Annotated in this window: 15 protein-coding genes; 8 read left to right on the forward strand and 7 right to left on the reverse strand. The window is 68.0% G+C overall.

All coding sequences use genetic code 11. The features are described from left to right. Positions 1 to 4 precede the first annotated feature (4 nt). Together D892_RS0134205 and D892_RS42825 are read right to left on the reverse strand one after the other, a co-directional pair. Complete coding sequence (locus D892_RS0134205) at positions 5 to 310, reverse strand: hypothetical protein (RefSeq protein WP_156959805.1); 306 nt, start codon at positions 308 to 310, stop codon at positions 5 to 7. Positions 311 to 357: 47 nt separating this feature from the next. Further along, on the reverse strand, positions 358 to 723 hold the full coding sequence (locus D892_RS42825; RefSeq protein ID WP_232236408.1) for a YbaB/EbfC family nucleoid-associated protein: 366 nt from the start codon (positions 721 to 723) through the stop codon (positions 358 to 360). Between D892_RS42825 and D892_RS47270 the strand changes: the two genes are divergently transcribed. The 6 genes from D892_RS47270 (at position 626) to D892_RS0134240 (ending at position 11938) form a co-directional block, all read left to right on the forward strand. Next, positions 626 to 937 (forward strand): hypothetical protein, encoded by a 312-nt coding sequence (locus tag D892_RS47270; protein WP_156959807.1) that lies wholly within the window; start codon positions 626 to 628, stop codon positions 935 to 937. The two genes, D892_RS42825 and D892_RS47270, sit on opposite strands and share 98 nt — an antisense overlap. A 177-nt stretch (positions 938 to 1114) precedes the next feature. Continuing rightward, entirely contained in the window at positions 1115 to 1618 is a 504-nt protein-coding gene (locus D892_RS0134220; protein ID WP_024805569.1) for a YbaB/EbfC family nucleoid-associated protein, read from the forward strand. Between the two features lie 15 nt (positions 1619 to 1633). Then, entirely contained in the window at positions 1634 to 8149 is a 6516-nt protein-coding gene (locus D892_RS0134225) for a hypothetical protein (RefSeq protein ID WP_024805570.1), read from the forward strand. Positions 8150 to 8200: 51 nt separating this feature from the next. Continuing rightward, complete coding sequence (locus tag D892_RS49420) at positions 8201 to 10771, forward strand: hypothetical protein (protein WP_024805571.1); 2571 nt, start codon at positions 8201 to 8203, stop codon at positions 10769 to 10771. Between the two features lie 2 nt (positions 10772 to 10773). Next, positions 10774 to 11580 carry an ESX secretion-associated protein EspG gene (locus D892_RS0134235; RefSeq protein ID WP_024805572.1) on the forward strand — a complete coding sequence of 269 codons (807 nt, stop codon included), beginning with the start codon at positions 10774 to 10776 and terminating at the stop codon, positions 11578 to 11580. A gap of 55 nt (positions 11581 to 11635) precedes the next feature. Then, positions 11636 to 11938 carry a WXG100 family type VII secretion target gene (locus D892_RS0134240; protein ID WP_024805573.1) on the forward strand — a complete coding sequence of 101 codons (303 nt, stop codon included), beginning with the start codon at positions 11636 to 11638 and terminating at the stop codon, positions 11936 to 11938. A gap of 82 nt (positions 11939 to 12020) precedes the next feature. Here D892_RS0134240 and D892_RS0134245 read toward each other — a convergent pair whose 3' ends face one another. After that, entirely contained in the window at positions 12021 to 13511 is a 1491-nt protein-coding gene (locus D892_RS0134245) for an NAD(P)/FAD-dependent oxidoreductase (RefSeq protein ID WP_024805574.1), read from the reverse strand. 37 nt (positions 13512 to 13548) lie between these two features. Here D892_RS0134245 and D892_RS0134250 point away from each other — a divergent pair, with 37 nt between their 5' ends. Together D892_RS0134250 and D892_RS0134255 are read left to right on the forward strand one after the other, a co-directional pair. Next, positions 13549 to 14214, forward strand: coding sequence for a TetR/AcrR family transcriptional regulator (locus D892_RS0134250; RefSeq protein ID WP_051499279.1), 666 nt, complete (start codon positions 13549 to 13551; stop codon positions 14212 to 14214). Between the two features lie 117 nt (positions 14215 to 14331). Next, positions 14332 to 14685 carry a DUF4288 domain-containing protein gene (locus D892_RS0134255; RefSeq protein WP_024805576.1) on the forward strand — a complete coding sequence of 118 codons (354 nt, stop codon included), beginning with the start codon at positions 14332 to 14334 and terminating at the stop codon, positions 14683 to 14685. Between the two features lie 8 nt (positions 14686 to 14693). Here D892_RS0134255 and ruvB read toward each other — a convergent pair whose 3' ends face one another. The 4 genes from ruvB to D892_RS0134275 all read right to left on the reverse strand — a co-directional run bounded on the left by ruvB (position 14694) and on the right by D892_RS0134275 (position 17674). Further along, positions 14694 to 15782, reverse strand: coding sequence for a Holliday junction branch migration DNA helicase RuvB (gene ruvB, locus D892_RS0134260; RefSeq protein ID WP_024805577.1), 1089 nt, complete (start codon positions 15780 to 15782; stop codon positions 14694 to 14696). A gap of 7 nt (positions 15783 to 15789) precedes the next feature. Continuing rightward, entirely contained in the window at positions 15790 to 16395 is a 606-nt protein-coding gene (gene ruvA, locus D892_RS0134265; protein ID WP_024805578.1) for a Holliday junction branch migration protein RuvA, read from the reverse strand. Then, the gene (gene ruvC, locus D892_RS0134270) at positions 16392 to 16961 is read right to left on the reverse strand and encodes a crossover junction endodeoxyribonuclease RuvC (RefSeq protein WP_024805579.1); all 570 of its coding nucleotides are present in this window, start codon (positions 16959 to 16961) and stop codon (positions 16392 to 16394) included. Before ruvC ends, ruvA begins: the two co-directional genes overlap by 4 nt. 203 nt (positions 16962 to 17164) lie before the next feature. Continuing rightward, positions 17165 to 17674, reverse strand: coding sequence for an O-acetyl-ADP-ribose deacetylase (locus D892_RS0134275; RefSeq protein WP_024805580.1), 510 nt, complete (start codon positions 17672 to 17674; stop codon positions 17165 to 17167). Positions 17675 to 17721: the final 47 nt, after the last annotated feature.

Raw genomic sequence — 17721 nt, forward strand, 5'->3', positions numbered from 1 at the left:
GCCGTCAGAATCCCGCGTTGTCGGTGTTCCTGATCTCGGCAGCGCCGTCGATCATTCCCTGCCCGAATTCCCCGATGGTTTTCACCATGTCCCCACCACCGCCGAGCAGCTGCTTCCGGGACTCGATATAGCCTTCCTCACCCTCGGCGAAGCCTTTTCCGAACTTGTCGTCCCCCCAGGTTTCCTCCCCTGCCGAGCCCACTTCGTCGTTCAGCTTCGCGAAGATCGCCGCCATCTTGTCCTTGATCGACAACATGCTTTCTCCGGCCAGACCCAACTTCGACGGATCGATCTCTACCCGTTCCGCCATCACCACTCCTCGGAAAAAGAGAACAACCAACTGCCGCAGCAACCCGATCAATCATCGTGACCCGGTTTTCCCGAATCGCGCAGACTTGCCGGAAGATCGTGTGATGTCGGTGTCAGCGGAACCGATGACCCGGCGCCCGGCGCCCCCGCATCACCCGCCGTTACCGGAGTCTCCGTATCGCGGTCCAGCAATGGCCACATCATGGCGCGGCTCTTTCTCGTCACCTCCCGCGCCGCGGCCCGAACGGCGAGCGGCAATGCCTCGGCCACTTCGGCATAGGATAAATCGACGACATCGCCGGAGAATTTCGTTTCGATGAGCACGCCGTCGGCATTCACCGTGACCGTGATCCGGTTGTCGCATGCCGCCGCGCTCGCGGTGAGCAGTTTCCGCCGCTGTTCGAGCGCCGCGATCGCCTGCCGCCGGGCTTCGACCGCGTCCTCCGGAGTCGTCGCCACCGGCCTCGACCCGCTGTCGACCATGTCGAATCCTCCTCTCGCACAGGGCATGCCGGGAGGCCGGGCCCGCGACGCGGCGGGGTTGTCTCCCTACATCCTCAGTGGACGTTACCGCAAACGACCCCCTGACGTGGCCGGACTCGAACAACCGAACGATATCGATGACTAGCGCTTTTAACCTCGAAGTAGCAGGACGATCGATATACGTAACTGTAACGTTACCGCCCGTTGGGGGTTGCGACCTCGATGTTCGCCTCGGCTTTCCCGGAGTTGACGTGCGGTCGGGCCGCTCGCCAGTTACCCTCGGACACGGTGGTGGTTGTGGTGGACCTGGTGGAGGCTGCGGATGAGCAATGAGCGACTACGGGCCGACGCTGCCATGATGATGGAAGCATTGTCCGAGCAAATGTCGGGCATCGCCGAGATTCAGCGCAATCGAGCACAGCTCACCGCCACCGTGACCGCATGCGACAAGCGTATTTCCGTCACTGTCAATGCCGACGGCATTCTCATCCAGACCAAGTTCGCCGACGACATCAAGGACCTGACCTACGAGGAGATCGCGGCGGCCATGACCGAGGCCGTGCAGGGGGCGGCAGAGAAGGTTCAAAAGATGGGTCAAGAACTCATGGAACCGCTGAAAGCACGTAAAACGAGATTGCCGCGCCTGTCCGAGTTGCTGGAGGAAGCGCCGGACCTCGGCCATATGATGCCCACGACGCCGCCCGTATCAACCGCACCACCGGATGCCCCGGAGCGGAAACACCAGGACGATATTCCGGAGATGGTCTACGGCGATGTCGAGACGGCCTGGCAGCCACGCTCGATCGTCAGTGACACCGATCGGTAGGTACGGCGCTCCGATATGGGACTCTATTTGCCACCCGAACTGGAGTGGCTGGCCTGGGTCGCAGGTGGCGAATGGCCGGAGGGTGACGAGACGGTCATACGGGAGGTCTCGGCTGCCTGGAAGGATGCCGCCGAGGAGTTGCGCTCGGTCATCCCGGATATCGAAACCGCCAAGGAAATGGCGGTCCAGGCATACTCTTCCGGAGCGGGCTCCGACAGCATAGGCTCGATGTTCGACGGAATCCTGACCGGCGAAAATTCGATGGAATCGCTCGCCAAATATATGGAGTCGATTTCCGACGCCGCCTTCGATATGGGCACGCAGGTGGAGGCCGCCAAGCTGACCGTGATCATCTCGCTGATCGCGTTGGCAATCGAGATTGCCTGGGCATGGATGTTTCCGCCGACCGCCCCGGCGGTGGAGGCGGCAGCGACCACCACCACCCAGACGGTCGTGCGCTTCGTCGCGCGATTCCTGCAGGACAAGATCGTGCACAAGGTCCTGCAGGTCTTCGGCGATAAATTCGCCGATCTGGCCAGCGGCTGGGTGGCGAAGATTCTCGAGGGAATGCTGATCTCCGCCGGTATCGACCTGGGCGTACAGCTCGGCCAGATGGCCGGCGGTACGCGCCGGGAATTCGACGGTACCCAATTCGGCGCCGCCGTGGCGGGCGGCGCCGCGGGCGGCGCCTTCGCCCATGGATTCGGCAACTTCCTCGGCAATCAGACCGGCAAGTTCCTCGGCGACAAGCTGTCGAATCCGTGGGTTCGAATGGGCAACGGCATGGTGGTCGGCGCCGGTGGCGGAGTCTTCGGCAATGTGGGTTACAGCCTGGGCTCCAGCATGGTCACCGGTGACTGGGCGGAGACGTTCGGCAGCGGGGCGGGCTGGGTGGGTGGCGCCGCACAGGGCGCCATCGGCGGTGGTGTCCGCGGTTTCCGCAGCGACTTCGAGGGCCCGGGTTTCAAGAATTTCGAGATCGGGCCCCTGACGGTGGATACCCCGGGATCCGGGTCCGACCACAGCAACACCCCGGCCGGCAACCCACGGTCGTGGGACAACACGAGTTTCGAGGGAGAACAGAACGCGTTCAACCCACCGCCGGGCTATAACAGTCCCGGCTCCGGCGGTGGTAGCGACTTCGGTGGGCGGCCAACGATTCCCGCCGCCGCCGGCCCGACCGGAAACGACTCCGGCGGCGGACAGGGCCCGGTGTCCCGGCCCGAAACACCGGTCCCGGGGAATTCGCCGGGCTTCGGACAGAATTCGCCCTTCGGCGGCAATGGGTTCGGTGGCGGCCAGAAGCCCTCGGACCCGGGCACCGTCAACGGCGGTAGAGATACCGTGCCGACCGCGGGCAATTCCGGCGGCAACAACCAGAGCCCGCCCGCCGCATCGAATTTCGGCGGCGGCCCGGAGTCCTCACCCTTCGGAAACTCCGGCGGCGGCCCGCAGTCCTCACCCTTCGGAAACTCCGGCGGCGGCCCGGAATCCTCACCCTTCGGAAACTCCGGCGGCGGCCCGGAATCCTCACCCTTCGGAGAGTCCGGCGGCGACCGAACCTCCTCCACCACCGGCGATTTCGGTGACGGCAACCAGACACCCGGCAATTCCGGCGGCGACGGCAACCGGACACCCAGTACCTTCGACGATTCCGGCAGCGACGGTAGCCGGACCCCCGACACCGTGAGCAATTACGGCGATGAGGGAAACCAGGCATCCTCCCTCACCGGAGGCGCCGGTGGTCAGCAGTCCGGCGGTGCCGGGGCGTACGCCGGTCAAGGCGGGCCACAGGCCCCCGCCTCGAATGCCCCCGCCTCGAACCCGTCCGGCGGGTACGGCGACGGCGCCGTTTCGCGGCCCAGCACGCCACCGCCGGGCGGCACCCCGGGCACGTCGTCTCCGTTCCCGGGCAGAAACGAACCCGTCAGTCCCATCAGTCCGCTCAGCCGCAGCGGCAGCGTCGCCAGTTTCCGAACCGTCAGCAGCATCAGCAGCCTCGGCAGCGTGGAGGGCACCGGCGGCACGTCGGCGACGAACATCCCCGGCCGCGCGGGCAGCGCGCCGGCCGGCCCGGGCCTCGGCGACGGTGGTTCGGGTTCCCGCGGCCCGCTGTCGGCCTCCTCGACCGGGCAGACGCCCATCGACCGCTCCGCACCGCCGCCCTCGAACAGGTCCCAGCTCCCCGCGTCCAACGACGGGTCCGCCTCTCGCCCGGTCGGACCGGATGCGGACGGGGACCGTTCCTCGCGGCAAGGCTCCGGCGGCCGGCCCCTCGGCCCGGGAGCGGACGGCGACCGTGTCTCGCGAGACGGATCCGGCGGCCGCCCCGGCCCGACCGGCGGAGGCCGCGACGAGACGCAGCTGCCGCCCTACGGATCGCGCACGCCCGGCGGCGAACACGACGGCGCCGGTCTCGGCAACCTCCGCGGCGGACCACCCGCCGACAGCGGTGGTTCGCAGGGCGGCGATCGGTCACCGCGGTGGACGCGCAATCCGGACGGCACCCTCACGGTTCGCCTGAGCGACGGCACGGAAGTGCAAGTCCAGGACGGGTTCCTGTTCGTCGGCATGCCGGGCGGCGTCGACGGCGGCGCGGCCGCACCGCACAGCTTCCGGCCGGACGGATCGGTGCGGTTCCCCGGAGCGAACGGATCGACCACCACGGTCAAGCCGAACGGAGAGGTCGAACAGCACGCGCCGAACGGAGAGAAGACGACCTACCAGCCGGACGGCACCAAGGTCGAATCCGGGCCCGGCCGCCCGACCATGGTCACCACTCCGGACGGCACCGTGCACACCGTGCCGACCGACAAACAGGGCTGGACACGCGGCGACGACGACGATTTCACGGTCGTCTCCCAGGACGGCACGCACCACACCGTCGACGCCGACGGAAATATCGTCGTGCGCAGGCCCGGGGACCCGCACGGCATCAAGATCTCTCCCGAGAACAAGACGGTCGAACTCGTCGGCGCCGACAACGAGGCCGCCGGCACGACCGCCGGGAAGCCGGGCAAACCGGCCGGCCAGTTCGAGGAGCAGAGCTTCGGCCGCCCGGACCGGACGTCGCATACCGTCTCGTCCGACGGATCGGTGACGACGCGCGGTCCGGACGGCTCCACCACCACCGTGAAGTCCGACGGCACAGCGGAATTCCGGTCGCCCTCCGGCGTGACCACCAAGTACGACCCGAGCGGCACCTCGATCCACTCCGGACCCGACCGCCCCACCGTCGTCACCCACCCGGACGGCACCGCCTACCGGGTCCCGACCGATCGCGGATCGTGGAACCGCAACTCCGAGGGACAGACCCTGGCGAGTACTCCGGACGGCACGATGCACCTGATCGACCCCGACGGCGGCACGGTGCAGGTCGGTCGCGGCGTCGACGATCCGCAGCGCATGCGGATCACGCCCGACGACCACACGGTCGAGTTCTTCGACCCCGAGGGCAGGCCGGTCAAGGTCGAGGTGGATGCCAAGGGGCCGGTGCGGATCACCGGGCCGGACGGCTCGACCATCGCCGTGAAGCCGGACGGCTCGGCCGAATTCGTGTCCGAGAACGGCGACAAGAGCGGTTTCGGCAGCGGCGGCCGGCGCTCGGGCCCCAAGGCGAACTGGAACGACAACCCGGCCACCTGGACCAAGAGCGACGGCGACGTGCACATCACCGCGCCCGACGGCACGCATCTGGTGGTCGACACCGACAAGAAGATCCATCTCTCCCGGCCCGACGACCCGAACAACATGATCACGGTCAACCCCGATCGTTCGATCGATGTGGGCCGGGCGGACTGGACCGCGCACACCATCGCACCCGACGGCTCGGTGCGGACGGAGTCCCCGGACGGCCACGTCACCACCGTGCAACCCGACGGCACAACGCGATTCACGCAGCCGGACGGGGACACCACGCTGTCCACGGACAACGGCACCGTGGTGCGGGAGGGCCCGGACAAGCCCGTCGTGGTCTCCTGGATCGACGGCACGGAACAGACGCTGCGGCCCGACGCCTCGGTCACCGTCACGGAGCCCGACGGTACCCGGCACGTGATCGGCGACGCGGGCAATCCGCTGGGCGGCCGGGAGACCACGTTTCCGGACGGATCGACGACCACCGTGCCGAAGACGCCGGACGGGTTCGGGTTCCGGGACCGGCTCACCGGACCCAGGCGTCCCCCCGAGGTCGTGCTCGATCGCCCCGACGGCACCAGCCTGGCGCTGGACAACAAGGGCACGATGAAGGTCGTCGATCCCGACGGCACCACCTATGAGAAGGATTCGAAGGGCAACGTCCGGATCACGGGCCCGGGCCACGAGGACGGCGGGAAGACGCAGGCGCCCATCGGATCCCGTCACGGCACGGTCGAACTGTCCAACGGCGCCACGGTGGAGAACACCTCCGGCGGCTTCAAGGTCTTCCATGGCGATTCGGTGTCCGAGGTCGGCCCGAACGGCGTGAAATTCACCGATATCCAGGGGATTTCACGGGAGACGCGGCCCGATGGCATGATCGGTGTTACCAATCCGGACGGTACGATCCGGGATATCCGGTCGGATGGAGCGGTGCGCGTGACCGATCCCGACGGCACCTCCTCGGGCAGTCGGCCGGACGGCATCACATGGAAGGTCGACGACGAGGGGAAGGTGCATGTCACCGATCCCGACGGCACCCGGCGCCCGCCGGTCGACCGGGACAGCCCGCACGTGCGTGGCAGCGACCTGACCCCCATTTCGCCTCGGGGGCGTCTCGTGCCCTATCCGGATCCGCCGCCCCCCATGGCCTTTCAAGCACCGATCGCACCGGCGGCCGAGCAGTGGATTCCGGCGGGACTGTTCCCGCCGCCCGGCTGGGTACCACCGCCCGGCTGGGTACCGCCGCCCGGCTGGGTACCCCCACCTGGCTGGGTTCCACCGCCCGGCTGGCCACCGCCACCGGGCAACTACTACCAGTGGCCGCCCCCGTGGTCGTCCGACTGGGGTAACTATTCGCCGACACCTCCGGGAGACGAGTCGGGTCCGGACCAGCCGGGCAACTCGGGCGGACCGGTCCCGGACTGGTCGGCGCTGGCGAATCAAGCCGGTAACGAGGCGGCCGAGCGAATCGCCCAGCAGTTGTCGGGGCTGTCGAATCTGGCGAATCTCCCTGGGCTGTCGGACTTTTCCGGACTGTCGAATCCGCCGGACCTGTCGGGCCTCGGATTGGACGACCTGTTGTCGAATCTCGGCGGGTCCGACGGACTCTCCGGACTCGACGACCTGCTGTCGAAACTCGGCGGGTCGGACGGACCTTCCGGACTCGACGACCTGCTATCGAAACTCGGCGGGTCCGACGGACTCTCCGGACTCGACGACCTGCTGTCGAAACTCGGCGGGTCGGACGGACCTTCCGGACTCGACGACCTCCTATCGAAACTCGGCGGGTCCGACGGACTCTCCGGACTCGACGACCTGCTATCGAAACTCGGCGGATCCGACGGACTCTCGGGGTTGTCCGACCTGTTGTCGAGCCTCGGTGGGGCGGGCGGGCTTTCGGATATGTTGTCCGCCCTCAACGGCTTGTCGGGTCTCAACGGCCTGTCGGGTCTCGGTGACCTCTCCGGCCTCTCGGGCCTGTCTCCCCTGTCGGCACTGATGAACGCGCTGAGCGGGTCCAACGCCCTGGAATCGCTGTCGTCCGACGGGCTGCTGGACGCGCTGCGGCAAGGATCGTCCGGTGACCAAGGATCGCCCGGTGACGAGGGAACGACCACACCGGACCCGGCGCAGGACCCGGCGGCAAGGAACGACCCCGGTTCGTCCGATGCCGCCGGACCCGGTTCGTCGGCGGAGGATGGGACCGGCTCGTCCGCACAGGACGGCTCGGGTTCGTCCGCGCAAGACGATTCGGGGCGGACGTCCGGCGCACCGAATTCGTCGTCGGAATCCGGACCGGGCGCGGACGCCCGGTCCGGGGGCGAATACGCACCCGACGGATCGAAATCCGGTGCGGCACCGAACGATACGGACGGCTCGGCGCCGACGGACGGCTCCGACCCCGCGAACGACTCCGGCAGTCCCGGCCAGGACGGCGAGGCGCGGCAGGGCGCGCCGGGTGCGCAGGCGGACGGGCAGGACGGCCGACAGGATGCGCAGCAGCCGGCCTCGTCGGGCAGTCCGGGCTCTCCGGGGTCGGGCGGAGCACCCGGCTCGAGCGGCGCCCCCGGTTCGCCCGGCGCGCCCGGCGGCCGTCAGCAGGGCGACGACCCCGAGAAACCGGCGCGCAAGGACCGCAAGGACCGCAAGTCGAACGACCGCAAGCCCCGCAAGCCGCCCAAGGTGGTTCTCGTGCCCTCCCCCGATGAGGAGGAAGCGCAGGACGGCCCCGGAGCACAGGCCGGTCCCGAGCCACAGAACAACCCCGGACTCGATGTGGACATCGCGTTCACCCTGGGGGATTCCGGCGGCGTCCAGGCCGAGTCCCGGGAAAACCCGGATTCCACGACACCGACGACCCGCGCCGACCGCGGCGATCCCCCCGGAGGCTGATCGCGGTGACAGGCCCTATCGAATGCAGAGACCCGAACAGGAGCGGAACACATGGCTGATCCGGGTGGTACCCCTACCGGTGGCCCCAACGACACCTCGTCCCAGGACCTGACGGACTGGACGAGCCTCAGTGATCAGGTGAACAACGGCGGTCTCAGCCTGAATCGGGATCAGGATGTCACCGTCGTCGATCAAACCTTCACGGACGCCGCGAGCGCCGTCCACGAGCTGATCAAGCAGTTGGAGTATTACAAGAAGTACATCACCGATAACAAACTCAACGGTCTCCCGCCGCTGACCAACGAACTCGGCGGCGGCGAGCTCACCAATATCTACAACCAAAAAGGCACGGACATCGTCGAGGGAATCGAGACGATGACGAAAATCCTGAAAGAGATGCAGGATGCCTTCCTCGACGCGCTGAAGGCCTACCGAGAGGCCGACGACAAGTCGGCCGAGGATCTGAGCAAGGTCCGCGACGCGGGCGTGAAGAACGATCCGGGCAGCCGGAACCCACCCGGCGCGTCGAATTTCGGAGTGCACGATCCGGACGATATGCCGGAGGCGCCGAAGGCGCCCGGCAACAAGGACACGACGGTGTCGGTATCGATCAGCGACGCCAGTGCCTGGGGTTTCGACGGGTTCTATCATTTCGGACGTTCGATCGCCGACGCACCCAACAGCGACTGGGCCACCAATATCGCCGGTACCCGATACCAGTGGCTGGCGAACCAGATGTCCGCCGATATCGCGGCACTCACCAGCCACCTGTCGAAGATCGACGACGACATGTGGAGCGGCACCGGTAAGGACGCCGCGATCAAAGCGGTGAACCGTTTCGAAGAGGGTTCGAAGGCGTTCGGCGACAGCATCAACTCACTGGCCGGGAATCTGACCTACACGTCGACCTGGCTGAAGATGACGTTCAACGGAATGCCCGAGTACACGTACGACGACTACCGCCACGGCCGTGGTAACCCCGCCGTGGCCTATGTGCCCTGCACGCTGGAGAAGTGGCGTAAGAAGTATCTGGACCGGTACAACGACTGGTACACGGCCGGCATCAAGGCATCGGTCGCCGCGTTCCCCATGATCACCGTCCTCGGTACGGGTACCGGGAACATCAACGCCGGCGAGGGCGGCGGTGGCGGGACCGGCACGGGCACAGGAACCGGAACGGGAACGGGCACCGGCACAGGGACGGGCACCGGAACGGGCACCGGCACAGGGACGGGCACCGGAACGGGAACAGGCACCGGAACGGGCACCGGCACCGGCACGGGGTCCTACGGGGACGGTTATTCGGCAGGCTATTCGGCAGGATATTCGGCCGCGGCCACGATGAGCGGAGGCGGCTACGGCGGTGGCTACGGCACCGGAACCGGAACCGGCGGGGGCTACGGCGGCGGCACGGGCACCGGTACCGGCGGCGGCTACGGCGGCGGCACGGGGGGCGGCACCGGTGGCGGCCAAGGCGGCGGCACGGGCACCGGTACCGGCGGCGGCTACAACGGCGAGACCGGCGGCGGCGAAGGCGGCGGCCAAGGCGGCGGCCAGGGCGGCGGCCTCCCGGGCGACACCGGCAGCGGCGGCGGCCAAGGGTACGGCGGCACGGCGGATACGGGTAACTCCGACCTCGGAAACGGCGGCGGGTCCGACTCCGGTTCCGGCTACGAAGAGGGTTACGCGGAAGGCTATTCGGACGGCATGTCGGAGGCCTCGTCGCTGATCGACCAGTACCTCGGCGGTACCGGACTCGGCGGAGGCGGCTCGACGCAGACCGGCGGGGGCGGCGGTCACGGGTCCGGCTCGGGCTCGGGCGGCTCCCTGCTCGACCAGCTGCTCGGCGACAGCGGCTCGGGATCGGGATCCCTGCTCGACCAGTTGCTCGGCGACAGCGGCTCAGGTTCGGGCTCGCTGCTCGACCAGTTGCTCGGCGAGAGCGGCTCGGGATCCCTGCTGGACCAGCTGCTCAACGGCAGCGGGTCGGAATCGGGCCTCGGATCCCTGCTGCAGGAACTGCTCGGCAGCGGCTCGGGATCGGGGATGGAATCCCTGCTCAACGAGTTGCTCGCCGGGTCGAGTGGTTCGGGGCTCGGGTCGGCTCTGTCGAACCTCGGTGAGCTGCTCGGCGGTGGCGCTTCCGCGATGAACTCGGTACTCGGACCGGTCCTCGAACAGTTGGGCGCGGACCTGTCCGGAGTGGGTGGCGCGATAGACGGTGCGCTCGGCGACGCGCTGACCGGCCTGGGCGCCGGCATCGCCGGAGCCGGAGACGCGCTCGGCAACATGATGAGCGGCGCCGGAGCGGGAGCGGCCGGTGCCGGAGCGGCGCTCGGCGGCGCGCTCAGCGACGCCGGACGCAACCTGTCGAAGCTGTTCCCGCGAGCGAGCGTTCCCACCAGCAACGTTCCGCAGGAACTGGGCGGCGCCATCCAGGGCGGCGGCTCGGGCAACAGCTCCCCCATGGGCGGCGGCGCACCCATGGGCGGCGGAGCGGGCGGCGGTGCCGCCGGCGGCGGCACGAAGGAACATAAGCGAGCGAAGTATCTGGACAGTACGAGTAATCTCGACGAGGCCCTCGATGAGCCCGATCGGGTGCGGCCGGTGATCGAGCCGTGACAATGTCGTGGGATTTCACCGGCATCGAGTTCCAGGTGCTCTGCGAACGGTATCGGGACGGCGAGCTGCCGGCACCGCTGTTCTACACGCTCGACGAGCCCATGACGCTCGACGAATCCGCACGCCTGAAGGGAAAGACGTGGGATGAGCTGCGGGCGAAGTGGGATCCGGCCTGGGACTCGATGATCGAGGCCATGTGCGCGCCCGAGATGTACATCCGGGTGCACGGCTGGGACGAGCTGGATATGGAGAACGGTAAGAAGAAGATCTACATGCACTTCGCCCGCAAGGGCGTCTGGGCCTACAAGTTCAACCAGAAACCCGGAAAGACGTTCTGGCACACCGACGGATATACCGTGACCGAATGCGATCCGCGGAGCCTCGGCGCCGAGGTGGTCCGGTCACTGCCCAAGGTCGGGGCGGGCCATATTTCGAGTGTTCCGGTCGTCACCGATCCGCAGGAGTACATCGGCCACGGCGGCGGCAGCTTCATCATGGACGATGACCACCTCGAGGACCGGGCCGTCGCCGGCTCCCGGAAGTTCTTCGAGACCAAGGCGAGTCTCACCGGCACGATCGTGGCCGTCCAGGGGCGGTCGAAGTACGGACCGCGCGGTATCCACGAGACCAAGAAGCTGTTCCGCGATGTGATCGGGGACGGCCGCTACGTGATGGCGCTCGACGACGCTCCGGTGGCGGAGGCCGTCGGGCCGCAGCAGCTCGCCGACCGAATTCAGGACGATATCGACAACCTGATGCTGCGGATGGAGACACACTGGGAGTCCGGATATCCCCAGGACCGGTACTGAACACAGGACCGGCACCGGATACCCGGTAACCGTTGACACGAGGACAGGAGAGGCGATGGCCGGGGAACAGCCCGTCGAGGTCGACACCACGAAATTGCGGAATGCCGCGGGAAAGGTGGACGACGTCGCCGGACGGGTGCGAGGCACCGTCGACAATCTGAAGACCACGCTGGACGAGAAGGGTTATCCGTGGGGAAAGGACAGCTACGGAGACAAATTCACCCAGGGTGAGCAGGGCTACGACAAGTCCAGCAAGAATCTGGTCGACGGCGCGGACAACATGGCGAACTCGCTCGACCAGTTCGGCGTCAGCATGAACGACGCCGCCGACAAGATGGACAACATGGACCAGCGTTGAGCCGGCTCCGTGGCCGGTCGCCGAACGAGGCGGCCGACCACGGAGCCCGTCGTGCCTGGCGGGTCAGGCCGTGCCTGGCAGGTCAGGCGGCGGTGCCGTAGGAGTAGTCCTCCAGCGGGAACCCGACCGCCTCCCGGTGCGTGGCCGGAGTGCTGTTGGGCCGCAGCAGCGCCGCCTCGCCGTGCTGGTTGAAGTAGTAGCTGCGGGCGGTGGAGCAGCTGCCGCTGTAGAACACCGACGACCCCAGCTTGCGCGTGACGTAGTCGAGGAAGCGCGCATTGGCCTGCTCGGTCACCTCGAACACCTGCTCGCCCCGGCGCCGCATCTCGCCGAACAGCCGGCCCATATGCTTCATCTGCGCCTCGATGGTGGTGAAGTAGGACAGGCCGCTGTAGGAGTACGGGCTGTTCAGGCTCAAGAAGTTCGGGAACTTGGGCACCGTGATGCCCTCGTATGCCTGGAACCTGTTGTCGCGCCAGAACTTTCCGAGGTTCACCCCGTCCCGGCCGATGACCTCGATGGCCGGGAAGTTCACGTCCCACAGGTTGAATCCGGTGGCCAGGATCAGCGTGTCGATCTCGGTCTTGTGCCCGTCGGCGGTCACGATGCCGTCCGGCTCGAGGTGATCGATCGAGTGCGTCTCCAGCCGCACGTGCGGTTCGTTGAAGGTCTTGAAGTAGGTGTTCGAGAAGGTCGGGCGCTTGCAGCCGAAGTCGTAGTCGGGGGTCAGCTTGCGGCGGATCTCCTTGTCGCGCACCTGTGCTCGCAGATGCGACTTGGCCAGCAGCGCCGCCGCCTTGTTGCCGAGCTTGGCCTGCTTGTAGTGCAGCACGCCGGACACCATCAGCAGCTCCAGCATGCTCGTATTCACCAGCCGGGCCGCCTTCTGGGTCACCGGCGCCTTCGCGAACAGCTGCTGCACCGGTTTCGGGATCGCGGTATCGACCTTGGGCACCACCCAGATCGGCGTGCGCTGGAAGACCGTCAGCGCCGACACCTTCTTCGCCGCCTCCGGCACCAGCTGCACGGCGGTGGCGCCGGTGCCGATGATCGCGGCCTTGCGGCCGGTGAGGTCGACGTCGTCCTCCCAGGCGGTGGTGTGCAGGATCTTGCCCTCGAACGTGTCGATGCCCGGGAACGGCGGCGTGTACGGCTGGGACAGGAAGCCCGTGGCCGTCAGCAGATAGCGCGCGGTCAGGGTGTCGCCGTCGTCCACCGAGACCACCCAGTGCTGCTGCTCCTCGTCCCAGCGGGCGCCGCCGACCACCCGGCCGAACCGCATCCGGCGGCGCAGGTCGTACTTGTCGGCGATGTGCTCGGCGTAGCGCTTCAGCTCCGCACCCGGCGCGAACAGCCGTGACCAGTACGGATTCGGCTCGAACGAGTACGAGTAGGTGACCGAGGCGATATCCACCGCCAGGCCCGGATACCGGTTCACGTGCCAGGTGCCACCCAGATCGTCCTCTCGCTCGAGGATCACGAAATTGCTCAGGCCGAGCCTGTCCAGCTCGATGCCCGCGCCCATCCCGCCGAATCCGGCCCCTACGACAACGGCGTCGTACTGAGGTGCCACGACGAACCTCCCTGGTACCCGAAGTATCTATTACAGAATGACACATCATTCCGTTTCGGAACACCGTATCATCGGCTGCGTGCCGAAGTCATCCACCCGCCTCGAGCGGCGCAAGGCCGAGCTCCGCCAGGAGATCATCGACACCGCCTTCGCCTGCTTCGCCGAAAAGGGTTATCACGCAACGGGAATCGCCGATATCGCGGCTCAGCTGGGGATCGGCCACGGCACCTTCTACCGCTACTTCGCCAATAAGCGCGACATCATCGACCACGTCATCGACGATCTGGCCGCCCGCATCATCGACTCGCTGGGCACCGACAACGCGCCCGACGCGGCGACCTCGCTGGACGAGTACCGCGCCCAGGTCGAGCGCATCGGCGCGGCCCTGAACCGGATCTTCCTGGAGGACCGGCGGATCTCGCAGCTGCTGCTGTTCCAGGCGACCGGCATCGACAGCGAGCTGACCCTGCGGCTGTACGGGCTGCTCGACACCGCCGACACGCTCACCGCCGGCTATCTCGAACACGGCGTCGAGCTGGGTTACCTCCGGGCCGATCTGGACACCGCCAATACCGCCAGGGCGGTCACCGGGATGATGCTGGCCGCCATCGTGCACGGCCTGCGCGACCCGGACGCGCAGGCAACTGCCGACCTGACCCAGGCGATCCGCCGTTTGCTCATCGACGGCGTGCGCAAGGACTGAGCGTCTTTCGATTCGGCTCCGGCCGCATCGCATTCTGGTGAAGGGACCGGATGCCGGGCCGGCGGTGGACTATCTTCGGGGCGGAGTCGAACGACAAGCGGACCGGAGGAGGCAGGGGTGGCGGGTAAGGTTCCCTACGTCGGGGTCGTCGTCTATGAATCGTTGTCCAATGCGCCCGAGTCCACACCGCTGTACCAGGAGGACATCGTCCTCGTGTACGCCGAGTCGGATCCGAATGCGGTGCAGCTGGTCACCGATCTCGCCCGGCAGCAGGAATGCACGTATCGCAACGAGACCGGCGAGAGCATCAGCCTGTCGGTGAAGAGCATCGTCGACGTGAGCGCCGCGCTGACCGAGGACGTGCCCGCGGGCGGCGCGCTGTACACCCGGTATTTCCGGGATTTCGACGCCTACCAGCGGCTGGAGCCGCTGCTCGGCGACACCGAACCACCGAGTGCAACGAGCGGGTAGCCGGGTAGTCAGGAATCGAAGAGGTCCAGGGTCGGGTGCGGTTCGCGCCCGCGCACCTCGATCGACCCGAAGACCAGGTCCGGCGGCGGGACCAGGCCCAGATGCTCCCACGCGGCGGCGGTGGCGACGCGGCCGCGCGGGGTGCGGGCGACCATGCCGGCCCGCACCAGGAACGGCTCGCACACCTCCTCGACGGTGGCGGCCTCCTCCCCCACCGCCACCGCGAGCGTCGAAACCCCTACCGGCCCACCGCCGAAGCTGCGCACCAGCGAGCCGAGCACGGCCCGGTCGAGGCGGTCCAGGCCCAGATCGTCGACGTCGTAGACGGCCAGGGCGGCATGGGCGACCTCGCGGGTGATCACGCCGTCGGCCCGCACCTCCGCGTAGTCGCGCACGCGGCGCAGCAGGCGGTTGGCGATGCGCGGGGTGCCGCGGGAGCGCCCCGCGATCTCGGCGGCGGCATCCGGCTCGACGCGCAGTTCGAGTATCCGGGCCGAGCGCACCAGGATCCGTTGCAGCTCATCGGGTTCGTAGAAATCCATGTGGCCGGTGAAGCCGAACCGGTCGCGCAGCGGGCCGGTCAGCGCGCCCGACCGGGTGGTGGCGCCGACCAGCGTGAACGGCGCGATATCGAGCGGGATCGACGTCGCGCCGGGGCCCTTGCCGACCACCACGTCGACGCGGAAGTCCTCCATCGCCAGGTACAGCATCTCCTCGGCAGGCCGGGCCATCCGATGGATCTCGTCGATGAACAGCACGTCGCCCTCGACCAGGTTGCTGAGCATGGCGGCCAGATCGCCCGCGCGCTCCATCGCCGGACCGGACGTAATCCGCAGGGCGGAGCCGAGTTCGGCGGCGATGATCATCGCCATGCTGGTCTTGCCCAGACCCGGCGGGCCGGACAGCAGCACGTGATCCGGTGTGCCGCCGCGCTTCCTGGCGCCGTGCAGCACCAGCGCGAGCTGCTCGCGCACGCGCGGCTGGCCGATGAAGTCGTCCAGGGACTTCGGGCGCAGCCCGGCCTCGATATCGCCGTCCGACCGCAGATAGCTCGGCGTGACCTGGGATTCGGTGTCGTCGTCCGTCGGCTCGGTCATCTACGCCCTATTTGTTCTTACCGAGCAGGCCCAGCGACGCGCGCAGTGCCTTCGAGGTGTCCAGATCGGGCTGGTCGGTGAGCACGGCGTCGACGGCGGGCTCGGCCTGTTTGGCCGGGAAGCCGAGGCCGGTGAGCGCCTCCACCACCTGTTCGCGGACCGGGGTGACGACCGGCGCGGGCCCGGCGCCGGGCGGACCCGATTGCACCGGAACGAGATTCACCTTGTCGCGCAGCTCCACGACCATGCGTTCGGCGCCGCGCTTACCGATGCCGGGCACCCTGGTCAGCGCCGCGATATTGCTCTCGGCCAGCGCCTTGCGCAGCGCCTCGGGCTCCAGCACCGCCAGCACCGCCATGGCCAGCCGCGGGCCCACGCCGTTGACGGTCTGCAGCAGCCCGAACAGCTCGCGGGCCTCGGTGTCGGCGAAGCCGTACAGCGTCATCGAATCCTCGCGCACGATCATCGACGTGTACAGCCGCGCCTCCTCGCCGCGGGTCAGGGCGGCCAGCGTGGAGGGGGTGGCGTTGAGCCGGTAGCCGACGCCGGCGGCCTCCAGCACCGCGTGGTCGAGCCCGATCTCGAGTACCTCGCCGCGCACCGACGCGATCACCTCGTCACCGCCTTTCGTTGCCGGGCAAGTCTTTCGGTGTACTTCCGCTGCGCCTCCGCCGCCTGGGCCTCCGCCTTCGCCATTCGCTCCAGCATCGGTGCCCGCCAGCAGTGACAGATCGCCAGCGCGAGCGCGTCGGCGGCGTCGGCCGGTTTCGGCGCCGTCTGCAAGCCTAGGATCCGCGACACCATCGCCGTCACCTGAGCCTTGCCGGCCGACCCGTTTCCGGTGACGGCGGCCTTCACCTGACTCGGCGTGTGGAAGGCGACCGGGATGCGGCGGCGGGCGGCGGCCAGCGCGATGACGCCGCCGGCCTGCGCGGTGCCCATCGCGGTGCGCACATTGTGCTGCGAGAACACCCGCTCGATCGCCACCGCGGCCGGTTCGTGGGTATCCATCCAGTGCTCGGCCGCCTCCGAGACCAGCAGCAGCCGCTCGGCGAGATCCATCTCCGCGGGCGTGCGCACCACGCCTACATCGAGTGCCGTGACCTGCCGCCCGAGCCCGCCGTCGACGATGCTCAGACCGCACCGGGTGAGCCCGGGGTCGACACCCATCACCCGCACGACAAAGCACCCCTCCACATCCGCGAACAGTTGTTCGAAGTCTAACGGAGCATGCGTGCCCGGCCACTCACCGACACATCCTCGAATCCGGAGCCGGCCGATGACCGGGCGCGACAACGGAACCACAGTGTCGGATCCCCGGTGCGGCGGGTCCGGTGCTCGACGAGAACCGCGCGCCATCACGGCAGTCCAACCGATCGTTCTCAGGACAACCGGTCGGCGAAGACTGCGTAGGCGTCGGCCGAGAACAGTACGAAGCGGATCTCGGTGACGGACGTGCCGGTCTCGCGGACGGTCTGCACGGCGATCCGCGCGCCGTCGTCGATCGGCCAGCCGTAGATTCCGGTGGAGATCGCCGGGAACGCGACGGTTCGCGCGCCCAATTCGTCGGCGACACGCAGGGATTCGCGATAGCAGGAGGCAAGCAACTGCGACCGGTCCTCCTCGGCGGACCACCTCGGGCCCACGGTGTGGATCACCCACCGCGCGGGGAGATCGCCGCCGGTCGTGGCCACCGCCCGCCCGGTCGACAGTCCCTTGCCGTAGTGGGAGGCACGCAGATCCCGGCACTCGGCCAGGATCGCCGGCCCGCCCTTGCGATGAATCGCCCCGTCGACGCCGCCCCCGCCGAGCAGCGACGAGTTCGCCGCGTTCACGACGGCGTCCACCTCCTGCGCGGTGATATCACCCTGCACCAGTACGAGTTCGGTCATGAACCGAGTGTGCCCCCATTTCCGACGCGGCACCCGGACGGGCCTCG

Source organism: Nocardia sp. BMG51109, from assembly GCF_000526215.1.
Lineage (GTDB): Bacteria > Actinomycetota > Actinomycetes > Mycobacteriales > Mycobacteriaceae > Nocardia.